A 19,643-nucleotide genomic window follows, 5' to 3' on the forward strand; every position below is an offset into this window, starting at 1 on the left:
CTTGCGGGGATTTTTGAGAAGGCTTGGTAAGGCCTGATAATCGAAAATGGTGCCCGAAGCCGGAATCGAACCGGCACGCCCTTACGAGCGGGGGATTTTAAGTCCCATGCGTCTACCAGTTTCGCCATTCGGGCGGTAGCGCGATCACGCAACACCGAGCCAGCCAAACGGCATCAGCATCCGGTGATTGAAGCAGGGTGTGGAATATATACATCCACTTCCTCTGAAGCAAGGTCGAAGCGGGCAAAAAACGCCCCTGCCCTGGCGACTCTCACAACTAAAAATCACGAGAAATCAGAGAGCTACAGCATCGAGCCAATTCACGCCCAAAGCAGGCTCAAGCACTTTGCCAGCTCGCGCAGCGGCGCCAAGGCTAACATGAGGAAATGCCGCAACCAACTGATTTTCAAGGATTTACCTGAAACCTGGGAGCAGTTCGAGCGGTGATCAGCATGGAAAAGGACAGGTAACACCGCTCGGGTCGTCGACCCGGGGCAAGCCAAGCAAGGGGAATGGGGCCACGGCCATTGATAAGCGCGGCAACCTCTGTGGTGTTCGCCCAGTACAGATGACCTCGCCATCCATGAACCGGTAAAGAGTCATAGATACTGGGCGAACCGCACCAAACTATGCGCTGGAAATAACATGTTCAACTGTCAGCAATCATGGCCCTGCGCCGCTTAACCGGAATAGTGGTTGAAGCCACCAGCAAAGGCCCTGCGCCCGGCCCGCAGTTCGGTGCGCAGCTCGCCGATCAGGTTGGAAATCTCCCGCACGCTGGTGAGTTCGAGGGTGGAAACCCCCGGCAGCAGCAGATCCACTCGGCCAGACTCGGCATCGTAGATCTTGATGGTCAGCGAACCGTTGGGATTCACCCCACAGGCGCAGGACAGTGGGAGAAAGCCGGACTCCAGAATATGGCAAAGCTCATGGGTGGAGAGCATGGCATCCTGCCTTTAGGTGAGAGTGAGGATTTTGCCGGTTGAGGATAGGCCAGCATTTGCCAATTAGTGTCGAATACAACACCCAAAATGCCAACTGAATCACAGTTTCGCCCAGCCGCGCGATAATCGATTTGCTGCACCCCAGGCCACCCCACACAGGGCCTCTAGGTTTTTTTCCAGCCGCAGTGTAAGTTCCAAAGCATGAACCTTCAGCCGCACTCCACCGCGATTATTACCATCCTCAACGGCAGGGTGGGCTAGCGGTCGTTTCAACCGTCACCAACCCGCCTCGGAGGCGCGGTTGACGACCACTCTTCTGAGGCTTTCACCCCAGGAGAACTCCATGAACCCACCCTCCTCCGCCATGCTGCATCTGCTGTGCGGCAAGATCGCCTCGGGCAAGTCGACCCTGGCCCAGCAACTGGCGCAAGCTCCCGGCACGCTATTGATTTGCGAAGACCAGTGGCTGGCGCAACTCTATCCGGACCTTATCCACTCTCTCGCCGACTACCTGCTGCACGCCCAGCGCCTGAAGAACGCCCTACAACCCCTGGTGATCGCCACCTTGCGCGCCGGAACCAGCCTGGTGCTGGACTTCCCGGCAAACACCCCAGCCCAGCGCAGTTGGCTGCGAGCCCTGGCCGACCAGGCCGGCGTCGCCCATCAATTGCATGTGCTGAACGCCGATGAAGACACCTGCCGCGCACGATTGCGACAACGTAACGCTCTGGGCGAGCACCCCTTCAACACCAGCGAAGAGCAGTTCGAGCTGATCTGTCGCTATTTTGAGATGCCACGGGCAGAGGAAGGGCTCGAGCTCATCGAGCACTGAGCCAAGAGAAAGGTCGCCTGGCCGACAGGCCAGGCCACGAAAAACCTTCTGAAACTGCCGGCCCAGGCAAATTCCAGGCAAAAAAAAGCCCAAGTAGCTGATGGACACTTGGGGCTAAAAATGCATAAACCGTGGTAGGTGAACGCAGGGCTATAGTAACGGAATGGTACATTCTGTAACAAGATAATTTGCGCAAAAAACCGTAAATAAAATCACCTAAGTCATTAAATATCCACACTTTTTTTGAGACATTGGTTTTCCGGAAGGCGATCCTGGCCGTCTACGGCGCGGCCTTTTCCTCTGCCAGGGCTTTAAACGAAAGCGCACTGAAAATTCACAGAATCGCAACAGACAGGCAACAAAGGCGCCCTTAAATTGCCGGCACTCGCCCGAATGGAATGTGACGGTATGAATGAGCTCCTCGATGCCCTGCCCTTGCTGCTTTGCCTGACCACCTTTGCCTGGTGCTGCCTGGGTTGAAACGGACATTGCCTACCGACTCCGCAGCAGCCCGCATCCTTGAACAAGCAACTTCACTCCTCACACCGGCTCGGCCAGCCTGACGCTGGTAAACAACTCCTGGCCGATCCGACGCGCCTGCAGCAAGCCTGGCTGCGGGTCAGTGCTTTCCGAATCGAAGAGCAATTGCGAGGTTTCCACCCGCGCCCCGCAATAATCGAAGATCCCATGATCGATCTGAGTGCGCATGGCCTGAAGATAGCCATGGCGCTCATAGGTACCGGCATCAGCCCCGGCAACCCCCAGCAGGTGCACTCGCAGTCCGCCGAGTTTCTTCACCAGCTTGGCATCCGCGCGAAAATCGAAGGCCCAACCATTGCAGAACACTCGATCGATCCAGCCCTTGAGCAAGGCAGGCATTGACCACCAATACACCGGATAGACCAGCACCAGGGCATCGGCGCGCTCGATACGCGCCTGTTCGGCACGCACATCCTCGGGCGCCGGTGCCTGGGTTCGATGCACGGCAATATCCGCCGCCGCAAAACGCGGGTCGAAACCCTCGGCCCAGAGATCGGCAATTTCAAAACTCTGCCCCGCCCCGGCATCGAGGCCTTCGGCAATCTGCCGTGCAATGTGCTGGGTCAGGGACTTGGGGTCGTGGTGGGCGACAACGATCAGAGCGTGCATGGCAGTGACTCCAGGGAATGGATTGCAGGGAACAAGCAGGGATCTATATACTTTTGGTAAGTTAAGGCCATTAAGTTACTTTTGGTATATAAGCATGTCAAGCCATCCACCCGCCGATCCCGGCGCCCTTCCGCGACGGCGCTTGTCACGCCAGCAGCGACTGCATCAATTGATCACGGTCGCCTGGCAGATTGTTCGTTCACACGGTACCGAGGCACTGACCCTGGGCTACCTGGCCGAACAGGCCGGGGTCACCAAGCCCGTGGTCTATGACCATTTCGCCACTCGGGCGGTACTCCTGGCAGCGTTGTACACGGACTTCGACCAGCGCCAGACCGCCCTGATGGACCAAGCCCTGTGCAGCAGCGAAGCAACCCTGGACTCTCGCGCCAGGATCATCGCCACCTCCTACGTTGATTGCGTGATGTTGCAAGGTCGGGAGATACCCGGAGTCATTGCCGCCTTGGCCAGCTCCCCCGAGCTACAAATCATCAAGCGTGACTATGAGGCGGCCTTTCTCGAAAAGTGCCGGCAGAACCTCGAGCCCTTTGCCGCTGGCGCCACACTCAGCGTGGCCAGCCTGCGCGCGATGCTCGGCGCCGCCGAAGCGCTGTCCCATGCTGCGGCCATGGAGGAAATCAGTGCCGAACAGGCCCAGGAGGAGCTCTACGCCACTATTGTCGCCATGCTTGAAAGAACCCGGAAAAACACCGCCGCCAGCCCCCAATGAAACGCCTGTACGGATCCTGCCATCGTCGTGCAGCGAAACCGGTAAACTGCCCTCAACGCCGCTATTTCCAGCCCGTGCAGCTGCCCGCCACCATCACCGAGAACCTCCATGCCGTCCCATCCCCACTCCCCCGAGGCGCTTGCAGGCCAGACGCGGCCGACCGTTCTGATACAAGAGCCCGCGCTTGAACCCGCCGACGCAATCGACGTCCAGACGCATCGGGTGCTCTCGGTCTTCGACTTCGACGGCACCTTGACTCGCCATGACAGCTTCGTGCCCTTTCTGCGCTTCGCCTTCGGACCACGCCAGTTCAACCGCCGCCTGCTCAACCTGGCCTTGCCCGGGCTGGGCTATCTGGCCCGCCGAGTGGACCGGGACCAGCTCAAGGCACAGTTGATCGGCCACTTTCTCACCGGCGTCGAGGCGGCATGGCTGCAGCAGCAGGCACAGGCCTACTGCGAGCAATTCTGGACCCGCCTGATGCGCCCCAACGGCCTGCTGGGGGTGGCGGACGAGCTGCGCTCCGGTGCGCGGGTGACCCTGTGCTCGGCATCGCCGGCGCTGGTGTTGCAACCTTTCGCAAAGCGTCTGGGGGTCGAGTTGATCGGCACCGAACTGGAAGTCGTCGACGGTGTGCTGAGCGGGCGAATCCTCGGCCACAACTGCCGCTGTGAAAACAAGGTGCTGCGCCTGGAAGGCGTCTATGGCCCCTTGAGCCAGTATCGCCTGCGGGCCTGGGGCGATACCCGGGGCGATCGCGAGCTGTTGGCGGCGGCGCAGGATGCCCACTGGCGCTACTTCCACCCCTCCTGGCGCCGTGGCCGCTGGCCAGGCTGAGCCTCCAGGCAGGGCCGGCCACGCCGCCGACCAACGGCGCGGTGCAGCAAGGAAGATTCGCTATACCCAAGTGCAAGCGCGCTCGCACCCATTGCCGACCACGCCCCCACAAGGATCGCAGCGGCTCAGGCTGATCAACGCCTGAGCCGCCCTACAGGGAGAGGCTTGCCACCATGAAGCTCAATGGCTATTTGCTGCGTACCCTGGCCGTGCTGCTGGCGGCCGTAGCTCCGGTGGTTATCCTCTTGCGCCAGCCCCATCAATCCGCTGACCTGGCCGCGGCCGCACCTCTGGACTGGCCACGCCTGAGCGCCTGGGCCTGCTGCTTGCTGGGGCTACTGGCGCTGTTCGTCCTGGCGGGCCTGAGAATCCGTGGCCGGGTGCTGGGAGTACTGATCGACGAACGCAACCGCTACTCGCTGTCGCGGCTGCAGATGAGCCTGTGGACCCTGCTGGTGCTGGGCACCCTGTATGCGCTGTATATCGCCAATATCGTTCGTGGCGACGCCATCAGTGCGCTGATGGTGGACCTGGACTACAACCTGATCGCCCTGATGGGCTTCAGCCTCGCCAGCTTCGTCAGCGCGCCCATGGCCCTGAGTCGCAAAGCCGACCTGCCTGCAGACAACAGCGCGCTGGCCAGCACCGGCCAGCAACTGCTGGCCAGCCAGAACCTCACGGCAATGCCTTCGGCCGCCGGCCAGGTGCTGACCAAGAGCGCGCCACAGGATGCGCGCCTGGCCGACCTGATCCGCGGCGAGGATGTCACCAACGGCACCATTGTCGACCTGCCTCGGCTGCAGATGCTGCTGATCACGCTGCTGGTGGTGCTGGTGTATGGCGCCGCGGTGGGGCACAGCCTGGGCTCTGGCGCCTGGGTACTGAAAGAACTGCCGCAACTGCACAACACCTTGCTGCTTCTGGCCCTGATCAGCCATGGCGGCTATGTGGTGGGCAAGCTGATACCCAGCAGCATCACCGCCCCCCTTGCCCCGCCCCCTGTACCGGACCAGCAAGCGCCAGCACCCGCGCTGCAAAACCCGCAGTAACGGACCGGCTCACTCAGCGCTGCCACCCTGCAGCCGCTGGCGCATGCTGGCGCTGGCCATGGGGCCGGCCTGTACCCCGCATGCCTGCAAGGGCACCGCATAACCCTCGGCAAGGTCCGCCATCATCGGCTGTACCGGCCGCCCGCTGGCACGCTCGACCAACTGCACGCTCTCGCCTTCGGGGGCGAAATGGCGGTTGCCCCAGGCCACGAAGGCCATCAGCACCACGCGAAAATCTTCGCCCTTGGCCGTGGGCACATATTGATGACGCAAGGGTCGCTCGCTATAGACCTGGCGCTCCAGCATCCCGGCCTCCACCAGGGAGTTCAGGCGCCGGGTGAGCATGTTCGGGGCAATGTCCAGGCTGCGGGAGAACTCGTCGAAGCGCCTCAGGCCCTGCAAGGCATCGCGCATGATCAGGATGCTCCACCACTCGCCGACCCGCTCCAGGCCCCGGGCGATTGGGCATTCGGCGTCGATCAGGCTTTTTCGTTGCATGGCTGGTTCCTGCGGTGGCTGGCGATATTTATGGATCGGGATGTTACTTTCATGATGATAGTATCGTCCATGTTTCGTTGTTCCCCACCCAAACACGTTGAAGGAGCAGGATCGGCATGAGCAAACGCATCGTAGTCACCGGCATGGGTGCCATCACTCCGCTGGGTTGCGGGGTCGAACAGGTATGGCAGCGCCTGCTGGCAGGACAGTCCGGCATCCGCCAATTGCCGCAAGAGTTCATCCAGGACCTGCCCACCCGCATCGGCGGCCAGGTCCCCGACAGGCTGCTGGACCCAGAGGCCGGCTTCGACCCGGACCAACTGCTGGCGCCCAAGGAACAGCGCAAGATGGACCGCTTCATCCTCTTCGCCCTGGCCGCAGCGGAACAGGCCCTGGCCCAGGCCAGCTGGCACCCCGAAAGTGCCGAGGCCCAGGAACGCACCGCCACCATCATTGCCTCGGGCGTGGGAGGTTTCCCGGCCATCGCCGAGGCCGTGCGCATCACCGACAGCAAGGGGCCGCGACGCCTGTCGCCCTTCACCGTGCCCTCGTTCCTGTGCAATCTGGCAGCCGGCCATGTATCGATTCGCCATGGCCTCAAAGGCCCCCTGGGGGCACCGGTGACCGCCTGCGCCGCCGGGGTCCAGGCCATTGGCGATGCCGCACGGATGATTCGCGCCGGTGAAATCGATGTGGCTGTCTGCGGCGGCGCGGAAGCGTCGATCCATCGCGTCAGCCTCGGCGGCTTCGCGGCCGCGCGGGCGCTGTCCAGTGACTACAACGACAGCCCGCAACGCGCTTCACGCCCCTTCGACCAGGCGCGGGACGGCTTTGTCATGGGCGAAGGCGCCGGGCTGCTGGTCATCGAGGAACTGGAGCATGCCCTGGCCCGGGGTGCTCGCCCCATCGCCGAGCTGGTGGGCTATGGCACCAGCGCCGACGCCTACCACATGACCGCCGGCCCGGAAGATGGCGATGGCGCGCGGCGCGCCATGCAGCAAGCCCTGCGCCAGGCAGGCGTACAGCCTTCCGAGGTGCAGCACCTCAATGCCCACGCCACTTCCACGCCGGTGGGCGACAAGGGTGAGCTGGCGGCCATCAAGAGCCTGTTCGGCACCGGCACTGGCCCGGCCATCAGCGCCACCAAGTCGGCCACTGGCCATTTGCTGGGAGCCGCAGGCGGGATTGAAGCGATCTTCGCCATTCTCGCCCTGCGCGATCAGATCGCCCCCGCAACCCTCAACCTGGAGCACCCCGACAGCGCCGCCGAAGGCCTCGACCTGGTACGCGGCCAGGCGCGCAAGATGGCCATGCAATACGCACTGTCCAATGGTTTCGGTTTTGGTGGCGTCAACGCCAGCGTGCTGTTCAAGCGCTGGGCCTAGGCAGATGCAACGCCGAGGTTGCAGCAGGCGGTGCCTGCAACCTCGGCGCCTGGATCAGTTCAACACGTCATTCAGCTGTAGACGGCATTGCCCCTGTTCCGCCAGGGAGTCGCTATCGCTCGCCCGCCGACCCGCTCGATAATCGCAATGGATCTGCAGGCTTTCAGTCGGATTGCGATGAATCTCAAAGCCAGATTGCCGAAGGCTGTCTTTGACCTGATCGACAACCGCCAGATAACGGGCCTGCAACAGGTGCTGGCGCGCCGGCGAGGTGAATACCCCCAGCGGCAGAAAACGCAGGCGCTGGCCATTGAGGACGATGGACACATCGATATGAGTGCCGTCCACATCGTGGCCATTGGAACCAAAAATATCCTTCAGTTCCTGCCTGCGCTGCGGATAACACAGACAGAACAGGCGCACGCCCAGCCAGCGCGACAGGTTTCGGAAGAATCCCAGGTAGCTGCTTTTCTGCTCGTAACCCCGGGTTACCAGCAAGCGAATACTGCCGGGCAGCCGGGACTGGGCCCTGAGCACTTGGGTGAAGACGTCCTGATCCATCAATACCCTTGACGATGGCCAGCGCGGCGCCACGCGCAATCCCTGGTTGTCGCCCCTGTTCAATATCAGCATGCAAATCGCCCCGGCTCTTTTCACTGGTCGGATACTACACAGGCTGGTGGCAGAAGTAGTGCAAATGCCTCCCGCACACCTGCGACGACTGGCAGCAGCAAGCCGCGTCACCCCGGTGACAACGCGGCATCAGTTTAGCTAAAATGATAATGGCTCATAGCCACCACTTATAACGACAGTGACCACCGGAGCTGTATGTACGATTTAACGAATCTGGTCATTGCCGATAGCCGCTTTGGATTGACCGTGTTGCAAGTCACCGCAGACCTGGTTGCCGGCGCACTGGATGAACTGCTGATGAATGCTGCAGACGGCGCCAATATCACCCAGAAGCTGGATTACTCCATTTTGTCTATCTATCAGGACAAGCTTGAGGCAGCCATCCGGGACATGAGCCTACCTCCCCTGTCATTGCCCTCGCCAGCCGATAGCCTGTGCTGACTCAAGACGCCAGCAACGCTTGCTGGCGCGAACTGGCAATAGACACCCTTTCGGGCGGAGCGAAGGGCCGGCCAAGCGTCAATCAAACAGAATCGCAACATACCAGCCAATAAATGCCGCAACGACGACGCTATGCAAGATCAGCAGATCGCGCATTCCCGTTGTTCGGCCAGAGACTATCCAGTATGCAAACACCAGTGGGTAGCACAACAGGCAAGTCAGGCCCAAGGCGATAACGGCCAGCCCGTTGAGCAGGCTAGGAAACTGGCCAGGAGGATTGGCCAGGCACGTAATGACCGCGATGCTGCCCAAGGCAACGATGATGATCAGAAAGGCAACGATAACGCGCTTGGCGTCGTGACGATTATCCATAATGCTCTGTTTTCAATCCTTTGCAGTGCGCTCGTTGCAAGGCCTAAGTTGTTGGCGGGAAAAGAGGCTGCGCCTTTATAGAGAGCACCAGGATACAAGTCAAAAATTTTTGCAGAAGAATCATCGGTGCAGCCTGCGCGAGCATTTACGAAAGCCAGGCCAATACAGCGCTGTTAAAACCCAAAGCAATAAAAAAGCCCGGTCTAGCAACCGGGCTTCCCACAACTTCCACCTTAATATTACTTACAGGGCACCCCTGATTTATTTCTCAGGCAGCGCACCGCTGTCATTGCGCAACAATACGTAGAAACGGATCGAAACTCATGGTGTGCGCACCATTCATCAGCAGTTCCACGCTGTACCAGACCTTATCGCCAATATGCGTATCATTGACACGCCCCTGCCAATAGGTTCGCCCCTGCCCAGGAACCTTTGTCGGCACACAGATCTTGTCCTTGGTCATATCACCGTAAAAACTATTGATCTCGACCTGATTCTGCGACACAACAGGCACCACGCTCCAGTTGATCACCTGCCCATTGGCGCAAGCCGTCACCAACTCTTCCTGCCCTTCGGCGGTAGAGCCGGAGTTCTTGTTGTTATCAATAAGATAAACATTGCTACCCAGGTCGTTGGTTGCCAGTGCGTTCTCGACATCAACCACAATCAATACACTGATTTCTTTCATCACAATGCTCCTTTTGTGCAAGTTGCCCGCCTACGTCCCTAACACCCGAACGGGAACATGAGACTAGCACCGGCCCTTTCAATGTAAAGTCGTTAAACCCTGGAACCGGACGAGTTGATTGTGTCACTTTTTTGGCTCACTCAAGCCAATACCGAGAGAGGCATAACAACCAGGCACAAGGTATTGATCGCCAATGAATAAACAACCCTTATTCAAGTTTCTAGGTACTCACCACTCGTATAACCGCAGCCGCTGACAAGCGCCCCGCTCTGCTATCGTGACGCCCAGCCGCCCCCCAGCGAACGAAGCATGGGCCGGGCGATTCAGTGGCGCAGGGTACTGCAAGCGTGTGGACACAAAGGCGAGGATGTAATGACGGACCGCGAACAACTCCATCGACAAGGCTATGCACTGCTGCGCAAAGCGATACCCGCTGAGTGGCTGCAGGGCCTGCGCAACCAGTTCGATGCCCGTGTGCTGCCATCGGAACTGTGGACTGTGCCTCGTAGCGCGAACTGGCGTCATTCGCTGCTTGATCTCGACCCACAGGTCCAGGCGGTGTGTCGCCTGCCGCAGTTGCTGGCAGTGGTGGGCGAGTTGATCGGCGAGCCTTTCTTCCTCGCCCAGGTGGAAGGCCGCGAGCCGGTTGCCGGTGCTGGTCATCAGCAATTGCACCGCGACTTGTCGGCGCAACGCCCTGGCGACATGGTCGGCGCCCTGGCCTTTTTCGACGACTACGGTCCCGAAAATGGCGCCACACGGATAGTCCCCGGCAGTCATCGACCGGGTCCACAAGAACCGCCATTGGACTTCAATGACGAGTCCCGATCCGTGCAGCTTTGCGGCTGCGCTGGCGACATCCTGGTGTTTGATGTCGACCTGGTGCACGCCGGCAGTCGCAATTCCAGCGGCGCGCGCCGGCGCTCGATCCTGATCAGCTATTTTTCGACGGTGCTCTACGCCTCACATCAGCAAACAGCCAGCCTGCGGGGCGTGCGGATGGACACCCGCGACAGCTTCGACCCGGCAACTCTCGGCTCTCGAGCGCCAGGCACTTGATGAGCAAACGCCAACTCAAGACCACCCGCGCGCACGCCACGCTCAATCAGCTTCCGCCCGCCAAACGCGGAAGTGGCCGAAACCCTGCCAACCATGGATCACCGATGGCGCTACAAGCTTGCGGCAACCTCCAGCGCCAGCTCGATAAAGGCGCGAGCCGCTGAAGTCTGGTAGCCACCTTTTCGCTGCATCAGCACCGCGGTGCGCTGCAGGCGCAATGGATCGAGATCGATCGCCACCAGGCCTGGGCAGGCTCGGGCGATGGCGGCCGGCAACAGCGTCGACAGCGGGGTCCTGCGCACCACCTCTATCACCGCCCCGATGGAGTTGGCCTCCATTTGCACCCAGGGGCGAATCCCGTGCTGCCGACAATAGCGGTCGATCTGCCCGCGGGTAGCGAATTCAGCACTGAGCAGAATCAGCGATTCATCGTTCAGCACCTCTAGCCCGATATTGTTCCGACCCGCCAGCCGATGCTGATGGCTGACCACCAGGGCCAGGGTCTCGACCAGCAGCGGCTGGGTGTCGATGTCCTGTGCGTGCCCTTCTTCAAAGGCAATGCCCAGGTCCAGCTCATCGGCCAACAGCAAGGCTTCCATCTGCTCCTGGGCCAGCTCGCGCAGGTTCAGCTTGATCTTGGGATAACGCGCCTGAAATGCCTCCACCAAGGGCCCGACCAGGTAAGAGGTGAAGGTTGGCGTCAGCGCCACCCGCAACTCCCCTCGACTGAGATCGGCCACATCGTTGAGCGCCCGCTTGCCTTCCTGCAGTTCCTGAGACGCCCGGCGCGCATAACGCAAATACACCGACCCGGCATCCGTCAGCCGAGTGATACGCCCTGAGCGGTCGAACAACTGCGCCCCCAGGCTCTCCTCCAATTGCCGAACCTGCTGCGACAGCGCCGGCTGCGAGACATGCAGGGCCGCCGCCGCCCGCGTGAAGCTGTGATGTTCCGCGACAGCAAGAAAGTACTGGATATGCCGAGCAAGCATGCTTCACCACATAAGATTTTCTGATGAGAACAATCATAAATGAGACTTTTACCTTATGCCATGCACTGCATAACCTTTGCTCCATCGCACCGCGACACAGAGGACTCACCCATGCAAGACATCATCGACGGCTTCCTGAAATTCCAGCGCCACGCATACCCCGAGCGCGCCGCCCTGTTCAAGGACCTGGCCACCCAGCAAAGCCCCCGCGCGCTGTTCATCTCCTGCTCGGACAGCCGCCTGGTGCCCGAACTGGTGACCCAGCGCGAACCTGGCGATCTGTTTGTCATCCGCAACGCCGGCAACATCGTGCCCTCCTACGGCCCCGAGCCGGGTGGCGTGTCGGCCTCGGTCGAGTATGCCGTTGCCGCCTTGCGGGTTGCCGACATCGTGATCTGCGGCCACTCGGACTGCGGCGCCATGACCGCCATCGCCACCTGCAAATGCCTCGACCACATGCCCGCCGTGGCTGGCTGGTTGCGTTACGCCGACTCCGCCCGCGTGGTCAATGAGGCCCGCCAGCATCAACACCCGCACGCCAAGGTCGAGGCCATGGTCCGCGAGAACGTCATCGCCCAACTGGCCAATATCCAGACCCATCCATCGGTACGCCTGGCCCTCGAGGAGGGACGCGTCACCCTGCATGGCTGGGTCTACGACATTGAAAGCGGTGCTATCGACGCCTTCAATGGCAGCACCGGGCAGTTCGTGTCCCTTGTGGACAACCCTGAAGTACGCGCTTCCCAGCAACCCAGGCTCGTCGCCTGAACAACACTTTCTACCCCAGGAGATCACCCCATGATCCAGTCGCAAATCAGCCAGACCACCCGCCTCGCCCTGACCGAGGTCATCCTGCTCGCCAAGGCCCGCAAGGACCTGTCGTTCGCCCAGATCACCGATGGCACTGGCTTGTCCGAAGCTTTCGTCACCGCCGCCTTGCTGGGCCAGCATCCACTGCCGGCTAGCGCCGCCCAGGTGGTCGGCGACAAGCTCGGCCTGGATGCCGACGGCATCGCCCTGCTGCAGACCGTGCCAATGCGCGGCAGCATCGAGAACCGCGTCCCCACCGACCCGACTATCTACCGCTTCTACGAGATGCTGCAGGTCTATGGCACCACGCTGAAGGCACTGGTCCACGAGAAATTCGGTGACGGCATCATCAGCGCCATCAATTTCAAGCTGGATATCAAGAAGGTCGAGGACCCGGAAGGCGGCTCCCGCGCCGTGATCACCCTGGACGGCAAGTACCTGCCGACCAAACCCTTCTGACCCCGGGATGAACCTGCCCGGCGCGCAATGGCGCCGGGCAACCGAGAAGCGCAATCCCACGCAGTCGCAGCGCCCAGACAGGTGATCCAAGATGAAAAATTGTTTGTTGTTGCTCCTAGGCACCCTTTGCAACCTGGCTCTGGCCGATGACGCCGTCACCCTTGCCGAGCCGATACCCATTGAGCACTACAGCTATTCACAGACGCTGGACGTGGCGCACGTCATCTCGATCAGCGAAACGCCGAATACCTGCGAGGTGGTGCCCGTGCGCATGACCTATGAAGACTCGGCAGGCCAGCGGCACATCCTCGAATACCGCGTCATGGGCAACGGCTGCTCCAACGGCTGAGCCCGGCGAACATCCAGCGCGCCTTGCCGCGCCACGGCGCCCGGCAATCGAGCTCCGACCCTCAACCCACACTCCCAGCTGCCACCCCTGTCGCTCGATACGCCGAGCAATGACAGCGAACCCGCTCGCCCCGAACGGACGCCATTGCCGTTCGAGTCGGGCCGCGGGCTTACGACGAGAATCGACTCCATGGACCTGATCTTTCGCAACGTACGCATCGACGACACACAACCCCTGATGGATGTGGCGGTGAACCGCGGCACCATCATCGCGATCGAGCCGCGTATCGCCGCATCTGCCAAACATGAAATCCAGGGCAATGGCAAAGTGCTGATTCCCGGGTTCGTCGAAGGCCATCTGCATCTGGAGAAGGCCAACCTCATGCAGCGTCGGGCCAATCGCTCAGGCACCTTGCAGGAAGCCATCGCCGTGACCGCCGAGCTCAAGCCCACACTGACTCGCGCAGACATTCTCCAACGCGCCACCCAGGTACTGCGTGCCCTGGTGCAATCGGGCAGCACCCATGTCCGTGCCCACGCCGAGTTCGACCCCGCTCAAGGCTTTACCGGGCTCGATGTGGTGCTGGAACTGCGCGAGAAACTGCGCCACATCATCGATATCCAGGTGGTCGCCTTTCCCCAGGAAGGCATTCTGAAACTGCCCGGCATGCGGGAAATGATGACAGAGGCCATGGAGCGAGGCGCAGACGTGGTGGGTGGCATTCCCTACAACGACCTGTCGCCCCTGGAACATATCGACTTCGTCTTCGACCTGGCCAAACGCTATGGAAAAGACATCGACTTGCACCAGGACTTTGCCGATAACGCTGACAACATGACCGTCGAGTACCTGGCCCGCAAGACCCTCGATGAAGGCTACCAGGGGCGCGTCTGCGTCGGGCACCTGACCAGCCTGGGGGCCCTGGAGCCAGAAAGACAGGCGCCAATCATCAGGCTTTTGCGCGACGCGCAAATCAGCGTCATGTGCCTGCCCGCCACCGACCTGCACCTGGGCGCCCGAGGCGATCGGCACAATGTGCGCCGAGCCCTGACGCCCGTGCGCGCACTGCGTGACGGCGGCGTGAATGTCTGCCTGGCGACCAACAATATCCGCAATGCCTTTACCCCATTCGGCACCGGCGACCTGCTGGACATTGCGCAACTGGCCCTGCCTGCCTGCCACCTGGGCGGAGCCGATGACCAGGCCACGGTGCTTGCCATGCTCACCGGCAACCCGGCCAAGGCCCTGGGCCTGAACAACCATGGCCTGGCACCCGGCAAGGATGCCGATCTGGTACTGCTGGACTGCCTGGCGGTCAGCGACATCATCCTCGACCTCCCGACACGCCTGATGGTGTTCAAACGCGGCAACCTGGTGGCGACATCGCAGTGCCAGCGTTCGATCGTGTTCTGAGGCGGTCTTCAATCTTGCTCCTACAAGACCTTGACCTACACTCCCCCGAGCCAGCAGTAAGCATGTATCGGTGTTTTCCCAGGCACCCGGTTTCACAGGAATAGGAGTAGGGATGCTCGGAAAACCATTCAGCAAATGGATTCCGGAAACCATTGAATAGACGGGGCGAAATCCGAAAAGCCAGATGAGTAGGAATTTAAATACGGAGATTTAATTCATGACTGCCCAAGAACATCTCGTTGGTGGATGGACTCCTTACCACAAGCTCACGCCAAAGGATAAGGAAGTGTTCAAAGAGGCCCTGGCCGGATTTGTAGGTGTGAACTACGCACCCGAAGAAGTTTCGACCCAAGTAGTCAACGGCACCAACTATCGCTACCTGTCGAAAGCAACCCTACCAGGCTCGTCGGGTAGCTGGCAGGCGATCGTAGAAATCTACGCGCCAATCAATGGCAAGCCGCACATCACCCAGATCCACCGGATCTAAGCAGGCTGCAAATCCTTCGGGCCTGTGTCGTTTGTGAGGCCCGAAGGCTAACTGCAACGCCGCCTCCCTCACCCCCTCAGTCGATCCGATGATGGATCGGGCACACAAAATAAAAACTTTATAATTCAGATCTTTAGATTCAAAGATACTATTGCTGTCGCAAAAATTAAGCAGAAAAAGGAAAAGGCGGAATCGCTGGATGGTGACAGCCATCCCCGACTTGAGTGTCGCGCTTGCGACGAACGAGCTGACTTGAAAATCGAAGACCTTCAAAGGTGCTGTGCATGACAAATTGGCAACGTGGTGACTTAGTCGAGCTAGACGGCCTTCTTGCAGTCGTGGTCGGCATTGAGGGGGATCCAAATGTCCCCGAGGAGCACATCGCAGCGTGGTTTGGTGCCCCCAGTTGCATCCGAACGTCTAAGGGCGGAGCTGGTGGAGCGCGTCCGGAGGTTTGGACGGTGCCAGCGTACTTGTTCGTGCGAGCCGCTGAGCCTGATTGGCGTCACTAATAATTGTAATTTCCTATCGTAATCGGACCTCAGCAGTGGCCCATTCCTACCCTGCCGGCGCCATCTCCACCGCTATACAACTCCCTTTGGTTCGCACCTTCTGCAGCAGTCGCGCGCTGCTGGCGAATACAATGATTTCGCAACTGCCTGAATGCTGCACGTCTTCCCAGTATTCTGCGTGCACAAGTTGCCCGTTCTGCGGCCTCGTGTAAGTACCCGCTGCTTCACGTGAGACATAGCTGCTGTCACGTACATAACAAAAACGGCGAAAGCTCTCTCCACTCGACGCTAAAAGCTGGCCACTTGCGGAAGCGATCCAAAAATTTGCGGAAGCGATTGCCCAAATCCCAGGCAATAAAAAACCCCGTAGACGTTGATCTACGGGGTTTTCAAGGGTGGAGGCCGAGGTCGGAATCGAACCGGCGTAGGCGGATTCGCAATCCAGATAAAACTTCAATTTTTTCAATCAGTTAGCGAAATATCAGTTCCGCAAGTGTGAATCTCTATGAAGGCTGGAACCCACGGTCTATGCGGGGAAAGATTTTGATTCCGGAACTGATTTGCGCCTTCCCTTCACCTGCGCTCATCGCCGACAAACAGCTGCCGTTCCGCACCGTTCTCATGGACACTTGGTACGCGACAAAATCCCTCATGTTTCTGATCGATTCGCTGCACATAATCTATTACTGCCCACTCAAATCGAATCGTCTCGTGGATGACTCCGCTGCGACCCGTCCGTATCGCTACGTTAACGACCTGGAGAAACTGTTCCGGGTTGAGGTGTCACCGCACTACACGGACTTTGTCGTGACCAACGACCTGACTCAGGGCTCTACGCATGACACACAAGAAGTGTGTGCCATGCTGGATTGGATAAGAATGACTGAGATAGCAAGGAAGACCGGACAAACCATTTATTGCGTCAAACATGGCTTGCTCGATGACTGTCTTCGCCAGCAATTAAAAAGCCCATTTCATAAAATGAAATTTGCGCAAGTCCTAACAACGGATTTCAGCCGTTCGGATTCATCCATAAACTTCCTCCTTTTTGTTGTGATATACAGATATTAACTACTGCATATTTTGAGGAATTGGGGTTTGAGTTAGCCTCTTCCAGTTCCATATAGTTGTTTGCGGGAATCCAAGGGTCATAAGCAATGCACCCATTACGTCTCTCACATGGTTGTCGAGATCAGATTGTGCGTCCTCTTTGGCGTCCTTGCCTCTAAATCTTTTGCCGCTTTCGCCGGTGACATCATCATGCCAAAAATAAAACCTTTTCGTGATACACATGTTGCCATTGCATTCGTAGGACTCCTCGCACTTCAGCGTCACCTTGCTATTTCTATCGTCAATTAACTCAATGAATATATTTCCGGCATGATCACTATATTGCTGTGCATTGAGTTTTACCGAAGTCGCGAAAGACGATTCATCGGGATTCGTGTGATCAGGATCGACCAATGCCTGTTCCTGAAGCAATGCTAAATGAGCCCCAGCCGCTACCATGAAGACGCTGAATCCTGGTTTGGCGTATCTGGGCAGCATCAGGGTTTGAACCGCCTCGGTATAGAGCAGATTGACATAGGGCGTTACGTCGTCAAACAGACTTTTGCGTGAGGCAATACCCTGCATTTTTCTCGGCGCGTAAGTATTTTTCGCCCAGGCCTGCATCCCGTTGATTCGGCCGTTAATTTGGTCGATCGTATTTGCAGTCACCTCCTGATTGACAATTTTTTTTATTTGCTCATAGACCTGATCGAAATAGTTTGGAACACCCGGTGGGAAGATTGAATCGAACATCAATGCACCAATCTTGCCACCGAAGCCGGAGACTAATCCATTACCCAGTGACTGGGCGATATTAGTCGCCGCCTTATCGCTAGAAGCATTGAGCTGAATTTCAACTGTGTCTTCTGGAAATGCTGGTGACAGCAGTTCCAAACCGCCACCATTCAATTGCAAGTCGCTGAATATATAGCAGTGGTTTGAATAATTGGTTTTTCGCCTCAAAATTGGCGTATTGACAGGCAGATCGCCGAATTGCTCGATCAAATAGGAAAAAAAATCCTCTTCAATAATTTCGCCTTCGATAAGAGGAAATTTTTGTTCCAGAATTATTAATGCAGATCTTTTTCTTTCCATGATTTCAATGAGCTGATTCGGTGTGAACTCATAAAATTCTTCTGCGCTGGCGATTGGTAGCTTCACATTAGAAAGATTTTCGACAACATTGTTAGAAAGACTGTCAAAATCCAGATCTGATAGCTGGACCCCGACCGGCAATGGGTTTTGATAGGCTGCTTGCAACTTTTCTTTGACGTATTCTTTTTTTTGTCGAGAAAAATTTCTTGAAATGCTATTTGCATGTTTGTTACTCCTTTTGAAAGTATAGGAACTGAGGTTCCCTCGATACTTCGTCTGCCATCCGATGCATTTTATGCAGCCAGCTTTTCCTGATGTTGCTCACGCTTCCAGCGGTCAAGATACTGAATCGGCGATTGATAGCCGAGAGTTGAATGCTGGCGGGTTCGATTATAGAAACCCTCCTGGTAGCCGCATCAGAATAACCCTCCTAGGGCTGCTGGCTCCCAGTTCATAACCACCCATTCACCGCTCACTTCGGCCTTGCCCTGCCGCTGATTCGTGGTGGTGTATCTGATATCCCAGGTTTCGAAATGAAAGCCTTCGAACACGCGCCGAATGTCAGGATAGTCGGTGATGCTGACCATCACACGACCCTTGCAGCGCGGCCGGGCTAGATGTTGACGCATCTGGCCCGGCCGCTCCTTTTCACTTCGTTGAAACGATTTTTTTGACGTAGCTCTGGCAGGCCGCCAAAGCAATCAATCCTTGGTCACCGTCTCCGGCGATGGCGACAATTCGTTGAGTAGCCGTTGGGTCAAGTTCGGCGCTCGACGCTCCATGAACCACGCCGCAGGTGCCGGGGGGGTGGCTGGCAACCCACCACCCGAGGCGGCGGTGTTGAGTAGGACTGACAGTCGCTGCTCAGCAGTAGCAATCCGATCACGCAGGCGAGCTTGGTTCGTTTGAGCATCACGCCGCTCCTTGTAATGGGTTTCGTCGTTCAACTGCAGGCGATCCTCAAGCGCCCGGCGGGCGTCCTGCTGGGTTTCCTGCCAGTTGATTACCGCAGCCGCGGCCTGCGCGCGGTCCCTGCTGTACGAATCGGCCTGGTCCGCCAGATCCTTGCCGTAGGCGTTGGTCTGCCACGTCCAGGCCAGCTAACCGCCCGGGGCCTTCAAGGCAGCACCTTCAACGCTCGCTGATACAGCGCCTCGCGATCCGCCAGGCCGCTGGTCCCGCCATTAATGCGCTTGGTGATGGTGAGAAGGTCGCCCTTATCTGCAAGGGTATTCAAGCTCCCCCGCTGCCAGTGTGTATTCCAGTGATGGCGGCAACCAATTCCAGTGATTGTGCGCCATCCGAGCCGCAGGTCCTGCCTAGCTAGTCCAGTGGTTGTAATCCACTGCGCCGGCGATCCTGCCCCACCAAGCCATAGACAGCAGACGTTGAAATTTCCTTGCACCTCTGTTGGAGTGAGAGTCGCTTCTGGGCGATTGCCGTCGGTGATGATGGGCAGCTATCGGCCAGAAGCAGACATTGACTACCAGAGTTCGAATCAGCACTACAAACCGATTAGTCAGCTTTCACGACCGGCGCAACGAGTTTTGTCGTGGTTACACCATGAGTTTTCCCGTCTGCCTGATTCAGTCTTCTCCGGAGTCGAGCGAAGGTGCGAAATTTTGCATCTGATGAGCCGTGTTCGCTTGCACACGAGCTAACTCGTCAATGCTCAGCAGGTCGATACGGCCGTTGGGTAACTTTCTTACCCGTCGGAGGCTCTCAATCGCCCCTCCCCCCACACCAGAACCAAACCGCATCCGATCGGTATTGCACAGGTCGAACAAGAACCCCATTCGTTCTTCAAAAGCAGCCCGTGTGGCCGGTGCTTCAAAAAAAGCCATACGTGATCTCCGGTA

The 19,643-nt window shown here is 58.5% G+C and carries 22 protein-coding genes, 1 tRNA gene and 2 pseudogenes; 13 read left to right on the plus strand and 12 right to left on the minus strand.

Annotated features, from left to right (window positions below; genetic code table 11):
• Positions 1-47: 47 nt before the first annotated feature.
• Positions 48-134, minus strand: a tRNA-Leu gene (locus J4P02_RS22825).
• Between the two features lie 546 nt (positions 135-680).
• Positions 681-944 carry a DUF1652 domain-containing protein gene (locus tag J4P02_RS22830; protein ID WP_426194490.1) on the minus strand — a complete coding sequence of 88 codons (264 nt, stop codon included), beginning with the start codon at positions 942-944 and terminating at the stop codon, positions 681-683.
• Between the two features lie 343 nt (positions 945-1,287).
• On the opposite strand from J4P02_RS22830, the gene J4P02_RS22835 reads away from it, so the two are divergent.
• Complete coding sequence (locus J4P02_RS22835) at positions 1,288-1,776, plus strand: AAA family ATPase (protein WP_426194492.1); 489 nt, start codon at positions 1,288-1,290, stop codon at positions 1,774-1,776.
• Positions 1,777-2,316: 540 nt separating this feature from the next.
• On the opposite strand, the gene J4P02_RS22840 is transcribed toward J4P02_RS22835, so the two are convergent.
• Positions 2,317-2,925 (minus strand): NAD(P)H-dependent oxidoreductase, encoded by a 609-nt coding sequence (locus J4P02_RS22840; protein WP_426194495.1) that lies wholly within the window; start codon positions 2,923-2,925, stop codon positions 2,317-2,319.
• Positions 2,926-3,019: 94 nt separating this feature from the next.
• Between J4P02_RS22840 and J4P02_RS22845 the strand changes: the two genes are divergently transcribed.
• From J4P02_RS22845 to J4P02_RS22855, 3 genes are all read left to right on the plus strand, one after another.
• Positions 3,020-3,655, plus strand: coding sequence for a TetR/AcrR family transcriptional regulator (locus tag J4P02_RS22845; protein ID WP_426194497.1), 636 nt, complete (start codon positions 3,020-3,022; stop codon positions 3,653-3,655).
• Positions 3,656-3,763: 108 nt separating this feature from the next.
• Positions 3,764-4,492, plus strand: a complete 729-nt coding sequence (locus J4P02_RS22850; RefSeq protein WP_426194499.1) for an HAD-IB family hydrolase — start codon at positions 3,764-3,766, stop codon at positions 4,490-4,492.
• 173 nt (positions 4,493-4,665) lie between these two features.
• Complete coding sequence (locus tag J4P02_RS22855) at positions 4,666-5,541, plus strand: hypothetical protein (protein WP_426194501.1); 876 nt, start codon at positions 4,666-4,668, stop codon at positions 5,539-5,541.
• A 9-nt stretch (positions 5,542-5,550) separates the two neighbouring features.
• Here the strand turns inward: J4P02_RS22855 and J4P02_RS22860 are convergent, their stop codons facing one another.
• Positions 5,551-6,039 (minus strand): winged helix-turn-helix transcriptional regulator, encoded by a 489-nt coding sequence (locus tag J4P02_RS22860; protein WP_426194503.1) that lies wholly within the window; start codon positions 6,037-6,039, stop codon positions 5,551-5,553.
• Between the two features lie 116 nt (positions 6,040-6,155).
• Between J4P02_RS22860 and fabF the strand changes: the two genes are divergently transcribed.
• The gene (fabF, locus tag J4P02_RS22865) at positions 6,156-7,424 is read left to right on the plus strand and encodes a beta-ketoacyl-ACP synthase II (RefSeq protein ID WP_426194505.1); all 1,269 of its coding nucleotides are present in this window, start codon (positions 6,156-6,158) and stop codon (positions 7,422-7,424) included.
• A 54-nt stretch (positions 7,425-7,478) separates the two neighbouring features.
• Here the strand turns inward: fabF and J4P02_RS22870 are convergent, their stop codons facing one another.
• Positions 7,479-8,057 (minus strand): hypothetical protein, encoded by a 579-nt coding sequence (locus tag J4P02_RS22870; protein ID WP_426194507.1) that lies wholly within the window; start codon positions 8,055-8,057, stop codon positions 7,479-7,481.
• 195 nt (positions 8,058-8,252) lie between these two features.
• Here J4P02_RS22870 and J4P02_RS22875 point away from each other — a divergent pair, with 195 nt between their 5' ends.
• Positions 8,253-8,498 (plus strand): hypothetical protein, encoded by a 246-nt coding sequence (locus J4P02_RS22875; RefSeq protein WP_426194509.1) that lies wholly within the window; start codon positions 8,253-8,255, stop codon positions 8,496-8,498.
• Between the two features lie 78 nt (positions 8,499-8,576).
• On the opposite strand, the gene J4P02_RS22880 is transcribed toward J4P02_RS22875, so the two are convergent.
• Complete coding sequence (locus J4P02_RS22880) at positions 8,577-8,870, minus strand: hypothetical protein (protein WP_426194510.1); 294 nt, start codon at positions 8,868-8,870, stop codon at positions 8,577-8,579.
• Between the two features lie 286 nt (positions 8,871-9,156).
• Positions 9,157-9,558 carry an alpha-pore-forming tripartite toxin MakABE regulator gene (makC, locus tag J4P02_RS22885; RefSeq protein WP_426194512.1) on the minus strand — a complete coding sequence of 134 codons (402 nt, stop codon included), beginning with the start codon at positions 9,556-9,558 and terminating at the stop codon, positions 9,157-9,159.
• A 372-nt stretch (positions 9,559-9,930) separates the two neighbouring features.
• Between makC and J4P02_RS22890 the strand changes: the two genes are divergently transcribed.
• A complete protein-coding gene (locus tag J4P02_RS22890; protein WP_426194513.1) occupies positions 9,931-10,617 on the plus strand; it encodes a phytanoyl-CoA dioxygenase family protein in 687 nt (228 codons plus the stop codon).
• Positions 10,618-10,727: 110 nt separating this feature from the next.
• Here the strand turns inward: J4P02_RS22890 and cynR are convergent, their stop codons facing one another.
• Positions 10,728-11,609, minus strand: a complete 882-nt coding sequence (gene cynR, locus J4P02_RS22895) for a transcriptional regulator CynR (RefSeq protein ID WP_426194515.1) — start codon at positions 11,607-11,609, stop codon at positions 10,728-10,730.
• A 111-nt stretch (positions 11,610-11,720) separates the two neighbouring features.
• Here cynR and J4P02_RS22900 point away from each other — a divergent pair, with 111 nt between their 5' ends.
• From J4P02_RS22900 to J4P02_RS22925, 6 genes are all read left to right on the plus strand, one after another.
• A complete protein-coding gene (locus tag J4P02_RS22900) occupies positions 11,721-12,377 on the plus strand; it encodes a carbonic anhydrase (RefSeq protein ID WP_426194517.1) in 657 nt (218 codons plus the stop codon).
• 30 nt (positions 12,378-12,407) lie between these two features.
• Complete coding sequence (gene cynS / locus J4P02_RS22905; protein ID WP_426194519.1) at positions 12,408-12,878, plus strand: cyanase; 471 nt, start codon at positions 12,408-12,410, stop codon at positions 12,876-12,878.
• Positions 12,879-12,969: 91 nt separating this feature from the next.
• The gene (locus J4P02_RS22910; RefSeq protein WP_426194521.1) at positions 12,970-13,227 is read left to right on the plus strand and encodes a DUF2790 domain-containing protein; all 258 of its coding nucleotides are present in this window, start codon (positions 12,970-12,972) and stop codon (positions 13,225-13,227) included.
• Between the two features lie 189 nt (positions 13,228-13,416).
• A complete protein-coding gene (locus J4P02_RS22915; RefSeq protein ID WP_426194523.1) occupies positions 13,417-14,640 on the plus strand; it encodes an amidohydrolase family protein in 1,224 nt (407 codons plus the stop codon).
• 217 nt (positions 14,641-14,857) lie between these two features.
• Positions 14,858-15,127: a hypothetical protein gene (locus tag J4P02_RS22920; protein WP_426194525.1), complete on the plus strand. Its 270-nt coding sequence runs from the start codon at positions 14,858-14,860 to the stop codon at positions 15,125-15,127.
• A 1,040-nt stretch (positions 15,128-16,167) separates the two neighbouring features.
• On the plus strand, positions 16,168-16,710 hold the full coding sequence (locus J4P02_RS22925) for a hypothetical protein (RefSeq protein WP_426194527.1): 543 nt from the start codon (positions 16,168-16,170) through the stop codon (positions 16,708-16,710).
• Here J4P02_RS22925 and J4P02_RS22930 read toward each other — a convergent pair whose 3' ends face one another.
• The 4 genes and pseudogenes from J4P02_RS22930 to avs1c all read right to left on the minus strand — a co-directional run bounded on the left by J4P02_RS22930 (position 16,711) and on the right by avs1c (position 19,628).
• On the minus strand, positions 16,711-17,949 hold the full coding sequence (locus J4P02_RS22930; protein WP_426194529.1) for an insecticidal delta-endotoxin Cry8Ea1 family protein: 1,239 nt from the start codon (positions 17,947-17,949) through the stop codon (positions 16,711-16,713). It lies immediately after the preceding gene.
• A gap of 251 nt (positions 17,950-18,200) precedes the next feature.
• A pseudogene (locus J4P02_RS22935) lies at positions 18,201-18,389 on the minus strand (DNA adenine methylase); the annotation flags it as partial.
• Between the two features lie 512 nt (positions 18,390-18,901).
• Positions 18,902-19,036 (minus strand): annotated as a pseudogene (locus tag J4P02_RS22940) (glycoside hydrolase family 19 protein); the annotation flags it as partial.
• Positions 19,037-19,370: 334 nt separating this feature from the next.
• The gene (gene avs1c / locus J4P02_RS22945) at positions 19,371-19,628 is read right to left on the minus strand and encodes an AVAST type 1 anti-phage system protein Avs1c (protein WP_426194531.1); all 258 of its coding nucleotides are present in this window, start codon (positions 19,626-19,628) and stop codon (positions 19,371-19,373) included.
• Between the last annotated feature and the right edge of the window lie 15 nt (positions 19,629-19,643).

This window comes from Pseudomonas sp. NFXW11, from assembly GCF_049887815.1.
Lineage (GTDB): Bacteria > Pseudomonadota > Gammaproteobacteria > Pseudomonadales > Pseudomonadaceae > Aquipseudomonas.